The organism is Caballeronia glebae, assembly GCF_001545035.1.
Lineage (GTDB): Bacteria > Pseudomonadota > Gammaproteobacteria > Burkholderiales > Burkholderiaceae > Caballeronia > Caballeronia glebae.
The window spans coordinates 293,679-313,668 of the sequence record NZ_FCOJ02000001.1; the positions used below are offsets into that span (position 1 = coordinate 293,679).

Annotated in this window: 22 protein-coding genes and 1 pseudogene; 15 read left to right on the top strand and 8 right to left on the bottom strand. The window is 62.4% G+C overall.

Features of this window, described 5'->3' with window-relative positions; translation table 11 throughout:
* The first annotated feature begins 906 nt into the window (after positions 1-906).
* The 4 genes from AWB82_RS01360 (at position 907) to AWB82_RS01375 (ending at position 6,580) form a co-directional block, all read left to right on the top strand.
* Complete coding sequence (locus AWB82_RS01360) at positions 907-1,722, top strand: hypothetical protein (protein ID WP_235023125.1); 816 nt, start codon at positions 907-909, stop codon at positions 1,720-1,722.
* A gap of 111 nt (positions 1,723-1,833) precedes the next feature.
* A complete protein-coding gene (locus AWB82_RS01365; RefSeq protein ID WP_086965035.1) occupies positions 1,834-3,027 on the top strand; it encodes an HlyD family secretion protein in 1,194 nt (397 codons plus the stop codon).
* Positions 3,028-3,029: 2 nt separating this feature from the next.
* A complete protein-coding gene (locus tag AWB82_RS01370) occupies positions 3,030-5,144 on the top strand; it encodes a peptidase domain-containing ABC transporter (protein ID WP_086965037.1) in 2,115 nt (704 codons plus the stop codon).
* Positions 5,141-6,580, top strand: a complete 1,440-nt coding sequence (locus AWB82_RS01375; RefSeq protein WP_086965039.1) for a TolC family protein — start codon at positions 5,141-5,143, stop codon at positions 6,578-6,580. The genes AWB82_RS01370 and AWB82_RS01375 overlap by 4 nt, the downstream gene beginning before the upstream one ends.
* Positions 6,581-6,595: 15 nt before the next feature.
* Here the strand turns inward: AWB82_RS01375 and AWB82_RS01380 are convergent, their stop codons facing one another.
* Complete coding sequence (locus AWB82_RS01380) at positions 6,596-7,192, bottom strand: TetR/AcrR family transcriptional regulator (RefSeq protein WP_086965041.1); 597 nt, start codon at positions 7,190-7,192, stop codon at positions 6,596-6,598.
* A gap of 98 nt (positions 7,193-7,290) precedes the next feature.
* Here AWB82_RS01380 and AWB82_RS01385 point away from each other — a divergent pair, with 98 nt between their 5' ends.
* Entirely contained in the window at positions 7,291-7,758 is a 468-nt protein-coding gene (locus AWB82_RS01385; RefSeq protein WP_086965042.1) for a nuclear transport factor 2 family protein, read from the top strand.
* A gap of 5 nt (positions 7,759-7,763) precedes the next feature.
* Here AWB82_RS01385 and AWB82_RS01390 read toward each other — a convergent pair whose 3' ends face one another.
* Positions 7,764-7,943 (bottom strand): CsbD family protein, encoded by a 180-nt coding sequence (locus tag AWB82_RS01390; RefSeq protein ID WP_086965197.1) that lies wholly within the window; start codon positions 7,941-7,943, stop codon positions 7,764-7,766.
* Between the two features lie 73 nt (positions 7,944-8,016).
* Positions 8,017-8,454: pseudogene (locus tag AWB82_RS01395) on the bottom strand (CorA family divalent cation transporter); the annotation flags it as partial.
* Between the two features lie 134 nt (positions 8,455-8,588).
* Here AWB82_RS01395 and AWB82_RS01400 point away from each other — a divergent pair.
* From AWB82_RS01400 to AWB82_RS01420, 5 genes are all read left to right on the top strand, one after another.
* The gene (locus tag AWB82_RS01400) at positions 8,589-8,771 is read left to right on the top strand and encodes a type II toxin-antitoxin system HicA family toxin (protein ID WP_086965044.1); all 183 of its coding nucleotides are present in this window, start codon (positions 8,589-8,591) and stop codon (positions 8,769-8,771) included.
* Positions 8,772-8,825: 54 nt separating this feature from the next.
* Positions 8,826-9,227 (top strand): type II toxin-antitoxin system HicB family antitoxin, encoded by a 402-nt coding sequence (locus AWB82_RS01405; protein WP_086965047.1) that lies wholly within the window; start codon positions 8,826-8,828, stop codon positions 9,225-9,227.
* A 487-nt stretch (positions 9,228-9,714) separates the two neighbouring features.
* Positions 9,715-10,059, top strand: coding sequence for a hypothetical protein (locus tag AWB82_RS01410; RefSeq protein ID WP_086965049.1), 345 nt, complete (start codon positions 9,715-9,717; stop codon positions 10,057-10,059).
* Positions 10,060-10,122: 63 nt separating this feature from the next.
* On the top strand, positions 10,123-10,554 hold the full coding sequence (locus tag AWB82_RS01415; protein WP_086965199.1) for a response regulator: 432 nt from the start codon (positions 10,123-10,125) through the stop codon (positions 10,552-10,554).
* Positions 10,555-10,876: 322 nt separating this feature from the next.
* Complete coding sequence (locus tag AWB82_RS01420) at positions 10,877-11,152, top strand: hypothetical protein (protein ID WP_086965051.1); 276 nt, start codon at positions 10,877-10,879, stop codon at positions 11,150-11,152.
* Positions 11,153-11,262: 110 nt separating this feature from the next.
* On the opposite strand, the gene AWB82_RS01425 is transcribed toward AWB82_RS01420, so the two are convergent.
* Positions 11,263-12,222: a chemotaxis protein gene (locus AWB82_RS01425; protein WP_086965053.1), complete on the bottom strand. Its 960-nt coding sequence runs from the start codon at positions 12,220-12,222 to the stop codon at positions 11,263-11,265.
* Positions 12,223-12,545: 323 nt separating this feature from the next.
* On the opposite strand from AWB82_RS01425, the gene AWB82_RS01430 reads away from it, so the two are divergent.
* The 3 genes from AWB82_RS01430 to AWB82_RS01440 all read left to right on the top strand — a co-directional run bounded on the left by AWB82_RS01430 (position 12,546) and on the right by AWB82_RS01440 (position 14,938).
* Positions 12,546-12,986: a CBS domain-containing protein gene (locus tag AWB82_RS01430; RefSeq protein ID WP_086965055.1), complete on the top strand. Its 441-nt coding sequence runs from the start codon at positions 12,546-12,548 to the stop codon at positions 12,984-12,986.
* 117 nt (positions 12,987-13,103) lie between these two features.
* Positions 13,104-14,090 (top strand): diacylglycerol/lipid kinase family protein, encoded by a 987-nt coding sequence (locus AWB82_RS01435; protein ID WP_086965057.1) that lies wholly within the window; start codon positions 13,104-13,106, stop codon positions 14,088-14,090.
* The gene (locus tag AWB82_RS01440) at positions 14,087-14,938 is read left to right on the top strand and encodes a metallophosphoesterase family protein (RefSeq protein WP_086965059.1); all 852 of its coding nucleotides are present in this window, start codon (positions 14,087-14,089) and stop codon (positions 14,936-14,938) included. The genes AWB82_RS01435 and AWB82_RS01440 overlap by 4 nt, the downstream gene beginning before the upstream one ends.
* Here the strand turns inward: AWB82_RS01440 and AWB82_RS01445 are convergent.
* On the bottom strand, positions 14,922-15,317 hold the full coding sequence (locus tag AWB82_RS01445; protein ID WP_086965061.1) for a PPC domain-containing DNA-binding protein: 396 nt from the start codon (positions 15,315-15,317) through the stop codon (positions 14,922-14,924). The genes AWB82_RS01440 and AWB82_RS01445 overlap by 17 nt on opposite strands.
* Before the next feature lie 104 nt (positions 15,318-15,421).
* Here AWB82_RS01445 and AWB82_RS01450 point away from each other — a divergent pair, with 104 nt between their 5' ends.
* Positions 15,422-15,811, top strand: coding sequence for an MAPEG family protein (locus tag AWB82_RS01450; protein ID WP_086965064.1), 390 nt, complete (start codon positions 15,422-15,424; stop codon positions 15,809-15,811).
* 16 nt (positions 15,812-15,827) lie between these two features.
* Positions 15,828-16,505, top strand: a complete 678-nt coding sequence (locus tag AWB82_RS01455) for an alpha/beta hydrolase (protein WP_086965066.1) — start codon at positions 15,828-15,830, stop codon at positions 16,503-16,505.
* On the opposite strand, the gene AWB82_RS01460 is transcribed toward AWB82_RS01455, so the two are convergent.
* The 3 genes from AWB82_RS01460 to AWB82_RS37540 all read right to left on the bottom strand — a co-directional run bounded on the left by AWB82_RS01460 (position 16,491) and on the right by AWB82_RS37540 (position 19,880).
* A complete protein-coding gene (locus AWB82_RS01460; RefSeq protein ID WP_086965068.1) occupies positions 16,491-17,453 on the bottom strand; it encodes a nucleoside hydrolase in 963 nt (320 codons plus the stop codon). The two genes, AWB82_RS01455 and AWB82_RS01460, sit on opposite strands and share 15 nt — an antisense overlap.
* Entirely contained in the window at positions 17,450-19,459 is a 2,010-nt protein-coding gene (locus AWB82_RS01465; RefSeq protein WP_086965201.1) for a hybrid sensor histidine kinase/response regulator, read from the bottom strand. Before AWB82_RS01465 ends, AWB82_RS01460 begins: the two co-directional genes overlap by 4 nt.
* A 262-nt stretch (positions 19,460-19,721) precedes the next feature.
* Positions 19,722-19,880: a hypothetical protein gene (locus tag AWB82_RS37540; protein WP_159462547.1), complete on the bottom strand. Its 159-nt coding sequence runs from the start codon at positions 19,878-19,880 to the stop codon at positions 19,722-19,724.
* Between the last annotated feature and the right edge of the window lie 110 nt (positions 19,881-19,990).

Genomic DNA, 19,990 nt, shown 5'->3' on the forward strand with positions numbered 1-19,990 from the left:
GCAAATTACCGGTGGTTGCGCAAAAGCCAGTACGTCCGCGAAGGCAAGCAACACCACGGTCATCTATGTGACGGTCAAGGGCTAACGGCTTGTTTTCTCCGTCTATCGGAGAAGCTTGTGCCGGCACGCCAGTTCATTGGGGTTGTCGGTAAGAACCGAGGGAAATCGACTAACCACTGAATCGCCATTCTGACAATTCGGCGGGTAGCCGTTCCGCTTGGAAAATCGTCTGTTGAATTTCATTTGGAAAATAGCACCATGCAAAAAATCGACCGTAGTCTCTTGGCTCAGGCTCAAATTTCTGGCGGCGCGGGTAAGAGCGGGGGCAGTAGCTCGACTGCGACGAACACCACTGACGTGACTATCAAGATCAGCGGCTAAAAACGGCGACGGCTCTTGCCAGTGGTTCGAGCCGTTGTGATTCCTGTCTTTTCTTTCAAATGCCTGTCATGCAAAAAATCGAACGAAACGCGCTGAACCAAATTCAACTGTCGGGCGGTGCTGCGAAGTCGAGTTCGACTTCGACCGCTACTAACACCACCAACATCAAGATCAATATTTCGTCGACGACAAGTGGTGGTGGTTCCAGCCCCGTATAAGATTCAGGCTCCGTAGAGTTTCGCTAATGTGAAATTCAAGGGCGCGCCGATTCGGGTGCGCCCTCATGACGTAATATTTGAAACGGTGCTTAATCGGTGCTGTTTATGAACGGCAGAAGATATTTTCCGTTCTTTCGCGATATTGGTTATTTAGTAATTTTCTCATCCGAATTCAACCCGCTCGTACATGGCCTTTAGAATTCGATCAGCCCGGAATTGGATGGCCCGACAAAGATTCCGCGCACGCCGTTCCATGTTGGGTCGTGTTCCGCTAAAAGCCGTTGAGCGACTCGCAAACGCCGGATGGATGATCCGTAGCTGGTGCGATGCGCGCTGGCGTGCCAATGGACTCATCCGGGCCGAACTCGGTCGCGATCTTTTGCAATTGCCGATCGACGTCGCGCGCCGCGCTCGCGCGGGGATTTTGCTTGAAAAGCTAATTGATCAGCGGATCTATTTTGGGCGTGCAATCCGGGGCGGTGAATCATTGCCGGATCTGGATGCAGTGGCGCACACGCTCGCGCAACAGGTCCGGTATCTGCAGGGCGTCGCGCCGGGCAAGCCAATATTCGTATCGCCCTTCCACTACGTTTCGCAATACGCGAACATTTACGTGGTCGAAAAAATGGGCGCCCTGCTTGGCATAGATTCACTCGCCGTGGTCTCGGGCGTGCCCCAGAACCAATATGGCGACGATCACGCGCTGATTCCCGGCATAAAGGTTTTGTATACCTATAACGACCCCAACCGGGGCGGGTTGGGCGTTCGCGTAGCCCGTGCGCTCAAGCGTCATGGGGTGGCGGTGCTGTTTTCTGATGTTCCGCCTTTTACGATGCATCGCTATCCGATGGAGACAATCGGCGTATCAATATCAGGGCGCAACGCGAGAATCCATAACGGCGTATTTCGCATGGGCGCATCGTTCGACGCGCTTCTGCTCCCGTTCTATCTTCGATTCGAGCAGGGGCGCTTCACCGCTCGCCTGTTCGACGACATCCGACTCGCCGACAAGGACGCACCACAGTCGCTGGCCGGCTATATAGAAACCGCGCTGTCTGAAAATTATCCTCAATGGCTCCCGGCCGGTCATCCGGCGATGTACTCGTTCGCCGCCGCCAAGTAGCTATTTCGCCGTAACAATCAAGTCCGCGCGCTAAGGAAAAACCGTCTGCGAATTCCCGCAGACCCCTTGCGCGCGATGCGTACTGCTAACCGACAGCCATTTTCGAGCGCTATGCAAGCAACTAGCCTCCCGGAATACAAGGACGTGCCCTGGCGATGGATCGCCTACGCCACGTCGACCTTTCTCGTCGGTGCGATCGCCTTCGGATTCGTGCACCAGGTAGAACTCAAGCAGGACGTGCCTAGTGAGATCGTCTCGCCCGCCGAAGTCAAGATTCGCGGAATGACGGGACTCGTGTCCGCCATTTATGCGAAACCCAACGAGCACGTGGCTGTGGGTGCACCGCTCTTCCGGTTGCAGCGCGACTTTTCGCTGGCGGCCAACGGCCTTCGTCGTCAGGCGTTCGACGAACAGACGAGGGACGAGCAGATCCGTGGAGCCGTCGATCAATACGAGCAGCGGCGTGCTCAGTTGAACGCGCAACTCGAGTCCTCGCGCGTGACGGAAGCGAGCCGGCGCGCGGAAATAGGTTCGCTCGACGAGCAGATCGCGCAGAACGGTCAGTTGGTACACGAGTCCGAAAGTAAGCTCACGCGCTTGCGATCTGTTTCGGATTACGTAACAGCGGATCGGATTGAGCAGGCGCAGGCGGAGGTTCATCAGAGCAAGGTCGCGGTTGCGCAGATTGCAGCCCGGCGTCAGCAACTGACAGGCGAAGTCGAGGAGACGCGCAGCGCGCGGGCGGGTCTCGACGCACAGATGCGCGAGCTCATGGCGCGACACAGCGCCGAAATTCGAGATATCCGCTCGCGCTATGAGCGCGAGCGTCAGGATACGACGGTGTCGGCGCCGCAGTCGGGTGTCATCAAGTTTTCCAGCCTGGTGACGGGCAGGATGCTGACGGAAGACGATGTCGCACTCGTCATCGCGACGAGTGACAACGGTGCGCTTCGCGCCGCGTTGCGCATTCCTTCCCGGCGACGCGGCTTCGTCAAGGAAGGCCAGACCGTCAGGCTGAAGTTCGACGCGTTCCCATACGTCAAATTCGGCACTTACGAAGCAACGATCGATTCCATTTCCGAGACGACAGTAGGCACGGGCGCGTCGAGTGATCAGCAAGGCAAAGGGGCGAGCAGTGATGGCGAATACATGGCATGGGTCACGCTGCGCGGCAAGACGTTCGACTTCGACGGGCAGCACTTCGCGATCCTGCCAGGCATGAGGGCGACGGCGAGCATCGTCGTGGAGCGCAGAACGATTGCCGAGTGGGTGCTTGCACCTTTGTTCCGTATGTTGAGAAGTTGACAGTGCGAGTCATATACCAAAATGAAGTGGCGGAGTGCGGCTATGCCTGCCTCGCCATGGTGCTTTCCCATCACGGAAGAGCCACTGAAGTGCGCGAGCTTTCCGCGCACAAGCCGATTTCCGCGAACGGTCTGACGTTGATGGATCTCTACGACGTCGCCGTCGAGTTCGGATTGTCCGTGCAGGCGTACCGGTTCGACCCATCGGACCTGTCGCAGATCAAAAAAGGGTCGATCCTCCACTTCGGCGGCGCGCATTTCGTCGTATTTGAAAAGTACGGTCGGGGCTTCGTCCAGGTGCTCGACCCGGCGAGCGGGCGGCGGCGTGTATCCATGGATATGTTCATGAGCGCCGTCTCGGGCTTTTTGCTGGAGTTCGCGCCCACGCCGGAGATGCCGCGCATCTCCTCGAAGTCGCGCGTGCCCGCCGCGGTGAAGCGCGTGCGCGCGCTCAATCCGCAATTGAACGCGCAGATCGCCAAGGTGCTGTTCGTGGCGCTGGGAAGTCAGTTCGCGATTCTTGCGTCACCGTATTTCGGCAGCCTGGTGCTCGACTACGTCGTCGCAGCAGACAACCGCAATCTGCTGAACGTACTGACGGTGACGTTCGCCAGCATCTTCCTGATCGGCGCACTGAGCCAGTATGTGCAGGCTTACCTCACCGAATTGTTGAACGGGCTGGCGCAGGTCAACGTCACGGAAGCGCTGATGGGCCACCTGCTGCGCAACCCGATGCCCTGGTTCGAGAAGCGTCACGTAGGCGATGTCTTCGCGAAGGTGAAAGCGCAGGACGAAATCAACAACTTCGCGACGCGTACCACGGTGTCTCTCATCATCGACCTGACGGTGGGCACGCTCGCGCTGGGCCTCATGATCATGCAGAGTCCGAAGCTTACGATCGTCGCGGTGCTCGTCTTTGCGGTCTACATGGCGTTCGCATTCAGCATGTACCCGTCGATGCGCGACACGCATGCGCTCGTCATGGAGACGTCCGCGCGCTGCGACGACTCGCTGATAGAAACCATCCGCGCGGCGTCGCTGCTCAAGCTCGCGCAAGGGGAGACGCGCCGCACCGCGATCTTCACGACGCTCTACGAGCAGTTCGTCGCAGCCCGGCTCTCGAGCGCCCGGTTGGCATCCGCGCGCGACGCGATCCTCAAGCTGTTGCAGTATGCAGACACGATTTTGATCACATGGATGGCCGCACGACTCATGCTGGGCGGAAAAATCTCCGTCGGTGTGTTCTATTCCTTTCTGATCTACAAGTCGCTGTTGTCCGAACGCTTCTCGCGCGCCATCAATGCGGCCTTCGAGTATTTCATGCTGAGTGTGCCTACCGCCCGAGTCGACGACATCACGGAGGCGAAGAACGAACGCTATACGCCTTTGAAGGATAGTCAGCGCGCCACGGAGGTTCGCGTATTCGACAAGCTGGAAGTCCGCGATGTCACGTTCAGCTACGGCGTGTCCGACGAGCCCGTCCTGCGCGACGCGAGCTTCGAGGTGCGCAAGGGCGACAAGATCGCCATTGTCGGACCATCGGGCAGTGGCAAATCCACGCTGTTCAAATTGCTCTCGGCAGCCGAGACACTGCAGCAAGGAAACATTGTCCTCAATGGTATCGCGTGGCCGAATCTTGCCGTCGACGAGATCCGCCGGCATCAGGCGCACATGCGCCAGGGCGACATCATCCTGCATGGCTCCATCGCCGACAACATTACGCTTTTTGCCGGCAATCCCGACGAGGCGCGCATGCATTCGCTACTCGAACAAGTTGGTCTGATCGACGACATCATGCGCTTGCCGATGCGCACGCGCACCGTGATCAGCGACACGATCGCCAATATCTCCGCGGGCCAACGGCAGCGGTTGCTGCTGGCGCGCGCGCTGTATCAGGATCGCGAACTGCTGTTGCTCGACGAACCGACTTCGAATCTCGACCCGGTTTCCGTGCGCCGGATCGCGGACTTGCTATGCAGTCTCGACCGGACCGTGGTTGTCATCACGCACGACATGTCACTCGCATCGGTGTTCGATACCCGCTACCGCTTCGCAAATGGCGCGCTCGAACGGGAGCACGCGGTCGAGGCCCACGCTGGCGAGGAAGTCATCGCATGAGCAGGAAGAATTTGGCGGGATGGATTCTGGCGGGCACCGTCGCGTGCGTGCCTCTCGCGCGCGCGGAAGATCTGAGCGCAATCGTCGACAAGACGCTCGGCCATGATGCCGAACTCGCGCAGGCGCGCGCGGCATACGAGGCCGCGAAGCAGGCGATTCCAGTGGCGCGCGCGGCGCTGCTTCCGCAAGTCGCGGGAGGCTGGGGACGCACCTACAACCGCATTGACGTGGAAGATTTTCCGCGGCAGAGCTACTGGCAGAGCGGGTGGATGGTCAATGTGTCGCAGCCGCTGTTCGACTGGAGCAAATGGACGGCGTTCAAACAGTCCGACTACGTCGCGGCGCGCGGCGTGACCGACCTCGCCGGTGCGCAACAGGGCGCCATGCTTCGTGCGGTGAAGGCCTATTTCGAGGAACTCGCGTCCGAGGACGAGTTGAAACGCACGATCGACTATGGCGCGGCGATCGAGGCGCAGGCGCAGGAAATCAGCCGCAAACGCGCGGCAGGCGAAGCCACGCTGATCGATGTGCGCGACGCTGAAGTTGCTCGCGAGCAGGCGCACCTTCAGCGGCTGGACGCGCAAGAGGAGTTGTTCATCAAGCGTCGCGCCGTCGAGTCGGTAAGCGGGCAGCCATTCACCGCGCTTGCCGCATTGCCGGGTGTTTTGCCGTTGCCGCGACTCTCTCCGGAAAGCGCGGAAGTCTGGGTCGATGAAGCACGGTCACGCGGCTATGAAGTGCAGTCTCGGCAGATCGACTGGGAGATCGCCAAGCTCGATACCCAAAAGGCGCGCGCCGCGGGTTATCCCGTCGTCAACCTGACAGGCTCATATACACCGGCCGGCGCGGCGGCGGGTTATGCGCGGCCGACGACCACGACCACCGGCATGTTGTCCGTGAGCGTGCCACTGCTTTCGGGCGGCGAGATCCAGGGGCGTGTCAAGCAATCCCTGGCGCTGGAGAACAAGGCGGAACAGGGTTTTGTAATCGCCTCGCGACAGGCCGAGACTTCGGCGCGCGACAACTATGCGCGCTATATCCTGGCGCGCGAGAGGACCGCGACGCTCACGCGTCTGACTGAATCGTCGCGCGCGGCGCTTGAGGCCACGAAGATCGGTTATCGGACGGGCAGCCGCACGAGCGTCGATGTCTTGCGCGCCATCGACAGCTTCTACATGACTCAGCGCGATCTGATGCGATCGCGCTATCAGGCCGTCGTGACCTTGCTCAGTCTGAAGGCCGATGTTGCGACGTTGAGCACGGAAGATATCGCGCAGATCAGTTCGATGCTGTGCTGTGCTGTAAAGAGGCAGATCGAGGAGGGTGCCGCCTCCTCCGAGGGGACATCCAGTCCGACTGCTCCGCGCGCGCTCACCTTTGAATTGCAGCCGCTCACGCCGATGCCCGCCGTCACGCCGATCGAAAGCGCACGGTGAAGCCGGGCGCGCGGTTCACTGGGCGCTTCGTTGCGTTGTCGTGATCGCCCGCACCACGCGCGCCAGCGCCTTCAACGCATCGGCGGGCGAATCCGCGAATTGCGCGGCGACGATCGCACCATCGACCGCCAGCGCGAGCGCCTGCGCATCGGCTTTGGCGGTACGCGAAACCGGCATGAGCGCGCGGATTGCCGCGGTCATGTCGCGCTTGTGACGGCGTGAAATATCGATAGCCTGCGGCAGCGTCGCGCCGACTTCCACGACCGAATTGATGAACGCGCAGCCGCGATAACTCTCGCTGCCGAACCATTCGGCAAGCGCGGGCACGAGCGCGTTGAGCGTGCCGCCGTGACGCGCGAGCGCATCGCGGAACCACGCCATCCAGTTATCGTGACGAAACTCCAGAAACGCGACGATCAGATCGTCCTTGCTCGGGAAATATCGATAGAACGTCTTCTTCGCGACGCCCGATTCGGCGATCACGCGATCGATGCCCGTTGCGCGAATGCCATCGCGATAGAAGAGATCGTGCGCGGTGTACAGGATGCGCGCGTCCGGCGCGAGGTCGGCAGCAGCGGCGGGGAAAACCGTGGAGAATGCAGAAGGATTCATGCAATCGATTGTAGACAGGTTCGTCTACCTGCGCTAGAGTGCGTCGGGTAGACAGGTCTGTCTACTTATATCGTCGCTCAAAGGAGAGAGGACTCGTCATGGAATCCAAGCCGCCGTTTCCGCCGTTCGATGAAGCATCCGCCAAGCTCAAGGTCCGTCTCGCCGAAGACGGATGGAACACGCGCGAGCCCGAACGCGTGTCGCTCGCGTATAGCGTGGACACGCGCTGGCGCAATCGCGCCGAATTCGCGAACGGGCGCGAGGAAGTCGTCGCGTTCCTGCGCCGCAAATGGGCGCGCGAACTCGACTATCGACTGATCAAGGAACTGTGGGCGTACACGGGCAATCGCATTGCGGTGCGATTCGCGTACGAATGGCATGACGACGCGAATAACTGGTATCGCAGCTACGGCAACGAAAACTGGGAATTCAACGAAGCGGGACTGATGACGCATCGTCACGCGTCGATCAACGATCTGCCCATCAAGGAAGCGGACCGCAAATATCACTGGCCGCTCGGCCGCCGGCCCGACGATCATCCGGGCCTGAGCGACCTGGGTTTCTGACGCGCTTACTTCTTGATGCGTCGCACGGCATCGGCTGCCGCGCCGAGCTTCGCCTGCACCTTGCCCGCCATTCTTTCGGCGGCGCCGCGCATTTGCGTGCCACGGCTGCCGGTGGCCTTGCCCACGGCTTCGCGGACGATGCCTTTCATCTGGCGAGCCGTGCCTTCGATGCGGTTCTTGTCCATGCTGTCCTCCGACGATTCGCGAGGCATGCGCCTCATCGGAACGGATTGCATCGAACGTGCCTGCCCGGATTCGCTACGCGTCGCGGCGGCGGCGGAACGCCCACCATCCCGCGAGCGCCGTGAAGGTCGCGACGATCACGACCAGCAGCCAGAAGCCGTGGTGATTTTCCGCCAGCGGAATGCCGCCGACGTTCATGCCGAAGAAGCCCGCGACGATATTGATCGGCAGCGCGAGCACGGTCACGAGCGTCAACGTGAAGAGCGTGCGATTGCTTTGCTCGCCCATGCGCGTCGCGACTTCTTCCTGCAGGAGCTTGATGCGCTCGACGAGCCCGGCGAGATCGTTGAGCACGAGCGAAAACTCTTCGGTCGCGTCGCGTAGATCCTGAATGTCCTGCGAATGCAGCCAGCGCGGCGGTCGCGCGAGCAGACGAAACACGGAGCCGGGTTCGGGCGCGAGCAGACGCTGCAGTCTCACGAGCACGCGCCGCAGCCCGCCGAGATCGGTGCGGCTCGCGGCGCCGCGATCCCGGTGCGCGTCAACGTACTTGCTGTGCGCAAGACGGTCCATACACACGGCTACACAAAAATCTTGCTCTTCCCGGTCCGGTGTGTAGAATTACACACGAGACATGCGGAGGCTAGATGAACTCATCAAAGCTAATCCGGATGCTCGAAGACGACGGCTGGAACGAAATCAGAGTTACAGGCAGCCATCATCACTTTAAACACTCAACGAAGAAGGGCCTTGTAACGGTTCCTCACCCAAAGAAGGACCTTCCGATTGGGACAGTAAAGAGCATCCTGAAGGCCGCCGGTCTGCAATGACCGGCGGTTTTTTCCCGACGCGGGATGCATTAAGGCTCACACGGAGAATCTGAAATGGAATTTCCCATCGCGATCCATAAGGACGATGGGAGCGTCTATGGAGTGACTGTGCCGGATATTCCGGGCGTCCACTCCTGGGGCGACACCATCGATGAAGCTATGAGAAATGCGAAGGAAGCAATTGTCGGCCATGTATCGACCTTGATCGAACTCGGAGAGGAAGTCGGCCTCTCGTGTTCGTTCGTGGAAGACTTGGCTGGTAAATCGGAGTATGCAGGGGCTGTTTGGGCTCTGGTCGACGTGGATCTGTCTCGGCTTGATTCAAAGCCCGAGCGGATCAATGTGAGCCTTCCGAGGTTTGTTTTGCACAAGATCGACGCTTATGTCGAATCGCGCCATGAGACACGCAGCGGGTTTTTGGCTCGCGCAGCCCTCGAAGTCATGGCCCACCACTAACATGACCCTTTAGTAATAGGCCCGCCACGCGCGGGCCTTTTTTGTGGTCATCGTCCTCAGTGCCGGTCGCGCGCCCCCAGCACGCATAGCTGTTGTGCTGGCATCGCCGTCACCTGTGTTCCTCCGGCCCGCACGCAAAGCGCGTGCTTCCCGTTCGTGACTTCGCCGCCCCATTGCTCGCCCTGGCGGCAGCGATGCGCTCCGAATTCGAGCCGAAAGAGTCTCATCTCGCCCACGCGATACGGTATATACATTCAGAATCAGCATGCTGAGCCATCCACAACCCCCCGCGCAAGTCCTTGAATCGTCTGGGCCGCGGTGTGCGTTTTTGGGCGTTTCTGACGGTGTATGTTTTCCTTTCGGAACCTTCCAAGGCAAGACTTTTCGCCCGACTGGATCATATATGGCTGTCATATTGTCGGCGTATCATCGCGCCACGCAAGACGGGCGCACAGGACGCGCCGCGAGCCAAACTGGGGAGAAGGCAGTGGAAGACCGTGACGACATGGACGGGGCGACGCAAACCACGGCGAACGGGCTCGTTCGCCTGGCGTCGGTGATTGCGGGACTCGCGCGCGAAGGGGCGATCGATACCCGCTTCGGCGCGAAGCTCTTCAAACGGCTCGACAAGGAAGCGCGGCGGGTGTGCTCGCCGAGCGGCGAGCCGCTCGACGAAACGGAGCAGTCCGCGCTTTTCGGCGCGCTCGGCGAACTCGACGTCGCATTGCGCCAGCGCGACGCGGCGTCGTTAGTCGAGGCGAATGCGCGGCTGCGCGAGAGCGAAAGCCCGCCGGGAAAGCGCCGCAAGGGCAAAAAGAACGGCGACGCCTGAGTTGTACGGCAGGGCAGGCGCGAAACATGCTGCGGTGCAAGCGTGTGCTTTCGTGCAATGCCTATGTCAGTTTCCTTGCATTCCCCTCATTGCGCGCTGTGGACGAACCGCAGCGTCGACGTAGACCACGATCCGTGGCGCATTCTCATCGTCGACGACAACGTCTATAGCGCCGAAGCCCTTTCCGCCGCCCTCGAATCGGACGGCTTCGACACCCGTTTCGCGCTGTCCGGCGTCGATGCGCTCCATGCCGTCGACAAGTGGGTGCCGCACATCGTCATTCTCGACATCACCATGCCCGAGCACGACGGCTTTGCGACCGCGCGCGTGTTACGCCGCATCGGCCGCACGCGCGACGCGGCGATCATCGCGTTCACGGCGCTCGGCGAGGAGATCGTGCGGCGCGAGGGCGTGCATTCCGGGTTCGACGGTTATTGCCAAAAGGGTAATCCGCCCGCCGAACTGGTTCGTCTGATCGGGCGGCTCGTTCACTGAGATAACGCGGAAATCCACGCGCATTCGCACGAAATTAGCACGCGCGTGCGATAAATAATTGTTCCGCCCCTGCTAAACGAAAGAGACCGTCGCGCTGCGATGCGTCTCGCTCGATCCCTTGCGCAGCATACTTCCGCGGGAAATATGAACGCTCGTGCGGCCACCGATTGTTGGCGCAGATCGAAAACTGAATTGAAATTTATGGGGATAAAAAGGCGATAGTAGGGGTATACACTGCATTCCATCGACGTAGCAGACAGTTTCTCGCAAGACCGCTGCGGCGCTTTCTGATTGAACGTCAACCGTCTTTGGAGCACACACCATGAAACGCAATCTTATCGCTACCCTTTTGATCGCCGCTACCGCCACGCTCGCCGCTCCCGCTTTCGCAAGCGGCTACGGCCCGGCTCCGTTCTATCGTCCGGCTGTCGGCGCGCCGACGTCGCAGCAAGGCCCGAGCGCACAAGCGATCGCCGCCGAAGAACACAGCAACGGCGTGAACACGACCGCTTTCGGCGGCTCGCATGACGCGGTGGCCCAATCGGGCAGCCGTACGCAATCGGCCAACAAGGCTCAATCGGTCTTCTTCGGTCAATAACCGGTTCGGCCTGGCCCGGCTCATCGCCGGACCGACAGGCTGAAAGAGGCTGCTTCGGCGCCCGGCGACACGAACTCACGAGGTTCGCGTTTTCCGGGCGCCGATCGTTTTCAGGCCGCGTGCGCGAGCGCCCCGCGCATCACTTCCGCGAGTTCCGACGCCTCGAATTTCGACACATACGCGTTCGCTCCAACCTTGCGCACGTGCTGTTCGTTCGCCGATCCCGACAGCGACGAGTGGATCACCACCGGAATGTGCATCAGGCCCGTTTCCGACTTGATTCGGCGCGTGAGGGTGAAGCCGTCCATTTCGGGCATTTCCAGATCGGTGAGCACGAGCGCGATGTGATCCGCGACTTCGGTGCCGTCCTTCTGCGCCTTCCTGAGCGCCGCTTCCAGCACGTCCCACGCTTCCTGGCCGGTTTTGGTCATCACGAAGGGCACGCCCATCGCGGTGAGGCTCTGTTCGATGAGCGCCCGCGCGACGCCCGAATCGTCCGCCGCGAGCACGCGCGCGCCCGGCTTGAGCTGCAGCCGCCCGGTGTTCGCCTCGGTGATATCGGTTTCGCGCGACGGCAGCACGTCACGCACGATGCGCTCGACATCGAGCACCTGCGCGAGCCGCGAGCCATCGACATTGCCGTCGAGACGCGCGAAGCTCGTCACCGTCTTGCCGCCCGAGTGTGATTCCGCCGAAAGCACCTGATTCCATTCGAGCCGCACGATATCGTCGACTTCCTCGACCGCGAAGCCTTGCGTCGTGCGCGCGAACTCGGTGACGAGCAGAATCTTCGGCCCGTTCTTCGGCCGGCAGCCGGTGATGCGCGCGAGATCGATCACGGGAATGATCTGTCCGCGAATATCCGCGACGCCGAGAATTTCCTCGCTCGATCCGGCCACGGCGGTGATCGTCGGCATCGCGAGAATCTCGCGCACCTTGAACACATTGATGCCGTAAAGCTCCCGCTGCTCCGAGTTCGGCGCCTCGCCGAGCCGGAACAAGAGCAATTCGAACATGTTGCTGCCCGCGAGCCGCACGCGCTGCTCGATATCCTGTTGTGAACTGCTCACCTCGTTCTCCCTCTAAGCGGTGCATCGGGCCGCGTCGTGTATGTGCCTGTGGAGATGAATTTCCACCGGATGCCTGATTAGCGGCATTAACCGACGAAACTGAAGGCGCGCGAAAATGAAGCGAACTGCGCACACGCCACGATGTGCGAAAGAACGCGCGGCGCGGCGCACGTCTCGCGCGGCATCGGTGATCTATACTTTTTCGAATGGTCGGGTTAATGCCTATGAAGGCATTGCGCGCGAGGCTTTACGCTCGACACAGGCGCAATACATCCCGTCGCCCAGGCGCAACAACGTTCCCCCGCAGATAACGGAGGCGTTCGATGGCAACAGTCGCACAGGTTCTGAATTCGAAACCCGACCAGACGGTCTTTACCGTTCCAGCCACGGCTTCGGTCTTCGATGCAATCAAGATGATGGCCGACAAGCATATCGGCGCGGTGATCGTCACCGAAGGCGAGGAGATCGTGGGCATCATGACCGAGCGCGACTATGCGCGCAAAGTCGTCCTGATGGACCGCGTGTCGAAGCACACGCCCGTGCGCGACATCATGACGTCGCAGGTGCGCTACGTGCGCCCCGATCAAACCACCGACGACTGCATGGCGCTCATGACCGACAAGCGCATGCGGCATCTGCCGGTGATCGACAACGGCAAGCTCGTCGGCATGATTTCGATTGGCGATCTGGTGAAGAACATCATTTCCGAGCAGCAGTTCACTATCCAGCAGCTCGAATACTACATTCGCGGCGAGCACACGTAGGCAGCGGCCGGCGCTCTGACTGTAAGCATTTCGTTATAATCGGCAGGCTCCGCGCGAGAGCGTGGAGCGAGGCTCGTCGTGCGCGTTCCGCGCGCGGAGCATCGAGGAGCGCCGCCGATGACGCCAACAGCCGCATCCGCCGAAACAGCCAGGACGCTCGCCGCCGACGCGCCGTTCTTCATCGTGATGAACGCGGGCTCGGGGCGGCGTCAGTCCGACGCGACACGCAGCGTGCTCGAACGCGAACTCGGCGCGGCGGGCCGGCGCTTCGAATTGCGCGTCGTGGACGATCCGCGCCGTCTTGCGGACGTCGCGCGCGAAACCGCGGCGGCGGCGTGCGAAGAGCGGGGCGTGCTCGTCGGCGCGGGCGGCGACGGCACGCTTTGCACCGTCGCGCACGCCGCGCACGACGCCGGCTGCCCGTTCGCGGTGCTGCCGCGCGGCACGTTCAATTACTTCAGCCGCGACCACGGCATTGCCGCCGACCTCGAAGAATCGACGAAACTTCTGCTCGATGCGCGCGCGTATCCGGTGCAGGTCGGCTTCGTCAACGCTCGCATGTTCCTCGTCAACGCGAGCCTCGGTCTCTATCCGCGGCTGCTCGAAGATCGCGAAATCTACAAGCGGCAATTCGGCCGCAGCCGGCTGGTGGCGCTCTGGTCGGCGCTTCTCACGCTGCTCAAACCCCATCGCCATCTGCGACTGCACATCGACCATGAAGGCAGCATGACCGAGATCCGCTCGTCGACGCTCTTCGTCGGCAACAACCGGCTGCAGATGGAGCAGATCGGCATGCCGAACGAAGCGCGCGCGCTGGAACAGGGCTTGCTCGTCGCGATTGCGCCGCGGCCGGTGGGACGGCTCATGCACTTGTGGCTGTCGCTGCACGGCGCGGCGGGGCGTCTTTCGGATTCGGATCACGTCGTGAGCTTCACGTTCGGGCGCATCACGGTGACGCATCCGTCGAAGAAGCGCAGATTCGTCAAGATCGCGACGGATGGCGAGATCGCGAAGCTGCGGATGCCGCTAGAATTCCGCGTTTCCGAAAAGCCGCTCTACCTGCTCAAGCCCGAGCCGACGGTGGCCGAAGCCAATCGCTCATGACCTTGCTGTTGCAGATTTCCGATACGCATTTCGGCACCGAGCGAGCGCCGGTGGTCGCGGCGCTGCTGCGTCTCGCCGATGCGCTGTCGCCCGATCTGGTCGTGCTCTCCGGCGATGTCACGCAGCGCGCCCGCAAACGGCAGTTCGCTTCGGCGCGCGCGTTCGTCGATGCACTCGGCGCAACGCCGACGCTCGTCGTCCCCGGTAATCACGACATTCCGCTTTTCAATGTGTTTGCGCGGCTGTGTTATCCGTACGCGAATCATCAGCGCGCGTTCGGCGCCGATCTCGAACCGGCGTTCGAATCGCCGGAATTGCTCGTGCTCGGCGTGAACACGACGCGCCCGTATCGTCACAAGGACGGCGAAGTGTCGATGCAGCAAGTGAGGCGCGTCGCCGCGCGACTGGAGGCGGCGAGCGCGACACAATTGCGCGTCGTGGTCACGCATCAGCCGGTGGCCGTCACGCGCACGCAGGACGAACGCAATCTCCTCCACGGACGCGAGCGCGCGGTGCAGCGCTGGGCGCGCGCGGGCGCGGATCTGATTCTCGGCGGACATATTCATCTGCCTTACGTTTTGCCGTTGCACGACACTTTCGCCGGACTCACGCGCCGCATGTGGGCGGTGCAGGCGGGCACGGCGCTGTCGTGGCGCACGCGCGGCACGATCGACAATTCGGTGAACGTGATCCGCCACGACGCAACCGGCGGCGATGGCGGCGCGCGCCACACGACGGTCGAGCGCTGGGATTACTCGGAGACGAGCGAGGCCTTCGAGATGGTCGCGCGCCACGATCTCGCGCTCGGCGACGCGCAGTCCGCGGTCGCCGTCACGCTGGCCGGATGACGAGTTCGGCGAAGCCCGTCGCGGCGTCGTGCTCGCGCGTGTAACGTTCGCCGGGCAGATTCGCGACGACGATCTCCGCCGTCGTGCGCACGATGCAACCGGGGCTCACGTGGCCGCCGAACACGCGGCCATCGGCGTCGGACACGCTCATGTGCAGGTGCGGGCCTTGCTCGGACAGCGTGCCGGCGAGCGTGAGAATTTCGAGATCGCCGCGCAATTCGGCGGCTTCGTCGCGGCCCGCATAGCGCAGCCGCGCGACGCTCAGGCTGCCGATGCCCTGGAGCACGTAAGCGGCCGAAAGTCCGTGCGCGCGCAAAGCCTGATCGAGCGCGGCGCGCAGGTCGTCGCCGGGTGACAGACGAAGGGTCATCGCATGCATGAATGAAAGACTCGTAGCGGATCGCTCTCAAGACTACACGCTCGCCGGTCGCGGTGGCATCATGGGCGCGGTCCTTCGTGGCTATTTCTTACCGTGGAGGCACCATGAGTTTCGAACTGACGATGCTCGCCTGGACGCTCGTGCTCGCGCTGGTGCAAGTGTTGCTCCCTGCTGTGGTACGCAACCGCGAAGTCGGCATCAAATACCAGGCCGGCCCGCGCGATGCCGCCACGCCGCCGCCCAGCAAGCTTTGCGGACGGCTGATGCGGGCACAGTCGAATCTGTTCGAGACGTTGCCGATTTTCGCCATCGCGGTGCTGATCGTGCACGTCGCGGGGCGCGAGAACACGCTTACGCACTACGGCGCGCTGGCCTATTTCGTCGCGCGGCTGGTCTACGTGCCGCTCTACGTCGCGGGCGTGCCGTTCGTGCGCTCCATCGTGTGGCTGGTGTCGGTCGTCGGCATCGTGCAGATTCTCGTTCCCATCATCTGACGAGGAGTGAAGGGCAATGAACGATCAAGCTTCGACCATCGAGATCGAAACCGCGCCGAATCCCGAATTCGCCGTGATCCTGATGCACGGCCTCGGCGCCGACGCCAACGACTTCGCGCCGCTCGTGCCCGAATTGCGTCTCGCCGATGCGCCCGCCATCCGCTTCGTGTTTCCGAACGCGCCGGAGATCGCCGTGACCGCCAACAACGGCTACGTGATGCGCGCGTGGTACGACATCCTCTCGTTCGAGGGCATCAACCGGCGCGTGGACGAGGCGGGCATCGCGCAGTCGGTCGAACGCGTGCGCGCGCTCATCGCGCAGCAGAACGCGCGCGGCATACCGAGCGAGCGCATTTTCATCGCGGGATTTTCGCAAGGCGGCGCGATGACCTATCAGGCGGGCCTCACGCATCCCGAAAAGCTCGCCGGGCTGATCGTGCTGTCGGGCTACATTCCATCCGAAGGGCTCGTCGATGAATCGTTCTCCGAGGCAAACCGCTCGATTTCCATCTTCGCCGCGCATGGCAGCTTCGACGACGTGCTCAACGTGAGCCTCGGCGAGCAGGCCTGCGAATTCGCTCGCGCGCAGGGCTGCAACGTCGAATGGCACGCCTTTCCGATGCCGCATTCGGTCTGCATGGAGGAGGTCGAGGCGCTGCGCGAGTGGCTCGGCGCGCGGCTACGGTCCTATTAAGGTTTCCGCGAAGAGGTCGAGCACGGCGCGCACATCCACGCCGATGCAGACATCGCAGGACGGGCGCGTGTCCCAGTCGGGCGCGCTCGCGAGCATCGACGACGGTTTTTGTATCGTGAGACCTGCGGCGATGCCCTCGGTCAGCACGCGCACCGGCCCGCTGCGCGTCGTGTAGAACGCGCGCGCGACGACGAACGCCGCCGCCGAATAATCGTGCGCGTAGATGCCGCGCGACATGCCGTCGTCCGCATGAAAGCGCTCGTAGAAACGCGACACGTCCCACACGAAACGGCCCGCGTCGCCCGCGCGGTCGCGCAACGACGCGAGAAACGCTGTCGTCATCACGGTTTCGTGCGTGACGTCCAGTCCGACGATCGACACTTTCCACGGCGCGCCGAAGACGATATCGGCCGCGTCCGGATCGGCGTGCATGTTCGCTTCGGCGGCGGGCGTCACGTTGCCGAGCGCGCCGTTGAAGCCGAACGCGCCACCCATCACGACGACTTCGCGCACGAGCCCGGCGATGTGCGGGTCATCCTTCAGCGCGAGCGCGAGATTGGTCATCGGGCCGACCGCGAGCAGCGTGATCTCGCCCGGATGCGCGCGCACCGTGTCGATGATGAACCGATGCGCGTCGCGCCCGTCCACGTGCCTTTCCACGCGTCCGATCCGCTCGATATCGCCGAGCGCGTCATTGCCGTGGATATGCGCGATCGGCGCAGGCGCGGGCCGCCGCAACGGGGCCGCCGCGCCGCGCACGACCGGCACGTGCGGCGCGAAACGCGATGCGAGGTAGAGCGCGTTGGTCGTGGTCGTGCCGATGTCCGAATTGCCGAACACGCTCGTGATGCCGACCAGTTCGATATCCGGATGCCGCGCCTGAAACACGAACGCAATGGCGTCGTCGATGCCCGGATCGGTGTCGTAGATGATCTTGTGTTTGCTCATGCGCTCACAGTCGATTCGCCCGCGATCAGCGCGAGCATGCCGCGCCGCAATTCCGCCGGACTGACCGGCTTGGAGAGCACATCCTGCTCGCACGCGAGCGGCACGATGCTCGCCGCCGGTTCGCCCGTCACGACGAGACACGGGCAGGGCCGGCCGAGCCGGGCGGCGCCGAGCATCGCCACTTCGCGCGCGGTCTTCGAATCGCGCAGCCGGAAGTCGGTGATGATGAGATCCGGGAAGCGCTCGATGTCCCCGAGGATCGTCTCGAACGCCTCGAAGCTCGCCGCGGAGTCGTAGAGCACGCCCCATTGCGAGAGCAGCGCTTCGGTGGACGCGCGCACGAGACCGTCGTCCTCCACGAGCAGCACGTAACGCCCCTTGAGTTGCGCCATCTCGGCCGCCTCGGAACGCGCCGGGGCGCGCGCCGACGGCTTGTCGGGCGACGGACCGCACAGCGGCATTTCGAGCGAGAAGCGCGAGCCGCGCCCCGCCGTGGACTTCAGTTCGATGCGGTGCTGGTCGAGCATCGACATCACCGCATTGACGATCGACAGCCCGAGCCCGAGCCCCTTGTCGCGATCCTGCTCTGGATTGTCGACCTGGAAGAACGGCTGGAAGATGGCATCGAAATAATCGGCCGGAATGCCGATGCCGTTATCCAGCACGTCGATACGCGCGCGTGTCGTGGAGCGCACCACGCCGACGATCACGGTCGGCTTCGACGTCTTGTCCCGGTCCGCGTACTTGATGCCGTTCGACACGAGATTGGCGACGGCGCGGCCGAGCCAGTGCGAATCGCTGCGCACGCAGACGACGTCTTCCTTCGGCAGCCGCAGCCGCAATTCGACGCCGCGGCTCGCCGCGAACGGACGCAACTGCTCGGCGGCTTCCTCGACGATCTGGCGCACGTCGAACACGTGATAGCGCGGCACGACGCGCCCCGATTCCAGCCGCGAGAGATCGAGCACCGCGTTCAGCAGCCGCGCGAGAATCACGGAAGAGCGCCCGCACTCGTCGATGAGCCGTTCGGCCTGAGCGAAATCGCCGTTGCGGATGGCTTCGGCGGCCGCCTGCAGGAACAGATTGAGCGCGTGCATTGGCTGGCGCAGGTCGTGCGTCGCGGCGGCGAGGAAGTTGGATTTGTCGCGGCTCGCGGTTTGCGCGGCGATCATTTGCTGCTCGCGCAGCGCGAGCAGCGCGTTGGTCTTGTTCTCCTGATCCTTCTTCGAAACTTCGAGTTCGCGATTCTTGCGCCCGAGCGAGACATTCGCGGTGCGCAACTCGTCGTTGAGCGCCGCGAGCGCGCGCTCCGAGCTATAGCGTTCGCGCGAGACGCGTTCGGCGTGCGTGCAGACGCCGTGCCCCACGACCACGACGTTGAACATATAGAACACCCCGGCGAAGAAATCTTCGGGGTTGAGCAGATGAATGGTGATCTGCAGGACCACGATCGACGCGAGCGTGATGACGCCGGCGGTCAGCGCGACGCGCGAGCGCAGATAGAAGAAACTGAACTGGAAGAACAGCGCGAGACACAGCCCGATGAAATGCTGCGTGTAGTTATAGGGCGCGGGCGTGATCGCCACCATCGCGAGGATCAGGCACAAGAGCCCGTAAATGCCCGTGAGAATGATGCGTTGCGCGCTTGCGTGCGAGCGGAACGACGGCCGCAACACCAGCACGCCGACGAAAAACAGGAGCGCGATGCCCGCGAAGCGCAACGCGAGGATGTCGGCGAGGCGCGCGTCGAGCGCCCGATTGCCGCGCGCGAAGCTGAAGTCCCACCAGAGAAAGCACGTCCAGATGGCGAGCGCGAGCAGCGTCGACGCGCGCCGGAACGCGCAGAAGCGCTGGCTGTGGTCTTCGAGAAACTGCGCCTCCAGCACGGGATCGGAAAACGGCGCCGGAATCGAGAGATTGCGCACCAGGCTCGCGCCGGCCTCGCGGGCGGCCGAAAGAAGAATTCCTGGATTGCGCACCCGGGCGGCGCGCTGCGGAACGGCCATCTTCATGCTCGCTTACGGAATCGGGATATCTACTTTAGGCCAACGCGGTCATACAAATACGCCTTTTTTTAGCAATCGGCCGTTATAGCCGGAAATTATTGCGCTTTTTTGGGGGCGTTTGCCGACGGCATGCGGCGAGACGAAAAAGGAAGGATGGAGGACGTCGATCGACGGGCGTCTGATTGTTCGCCCGCCGATTCGAAGGACAGCCACATCGAATGCCCTCCGCACGATGACGAGGGCGGTCTTGCACGAGAACCGCTCAGCTTTTCGGTTTGGCCTTGGTGGTGCGCTTCGTGACCTGCATTTCCTTCGCGCCCGTAGCCTTCGCGGGCGATGCCTTGCTGCCGGCCGTTTTCTTGCGGCTCGACATTTCCGTTTCGGCGGGTTGGCTCGCTTGAGCCTTGCGTGGGGATGGCATGCTGACCTCCTTCAGTGTGTGTCCATATCGACACACTGATAACCATAGGATGCGCTCAGCCGGTATTCAAGACGCGTGCGGCGCGTGCGCAACGCAGCGGCGAGAAAAGC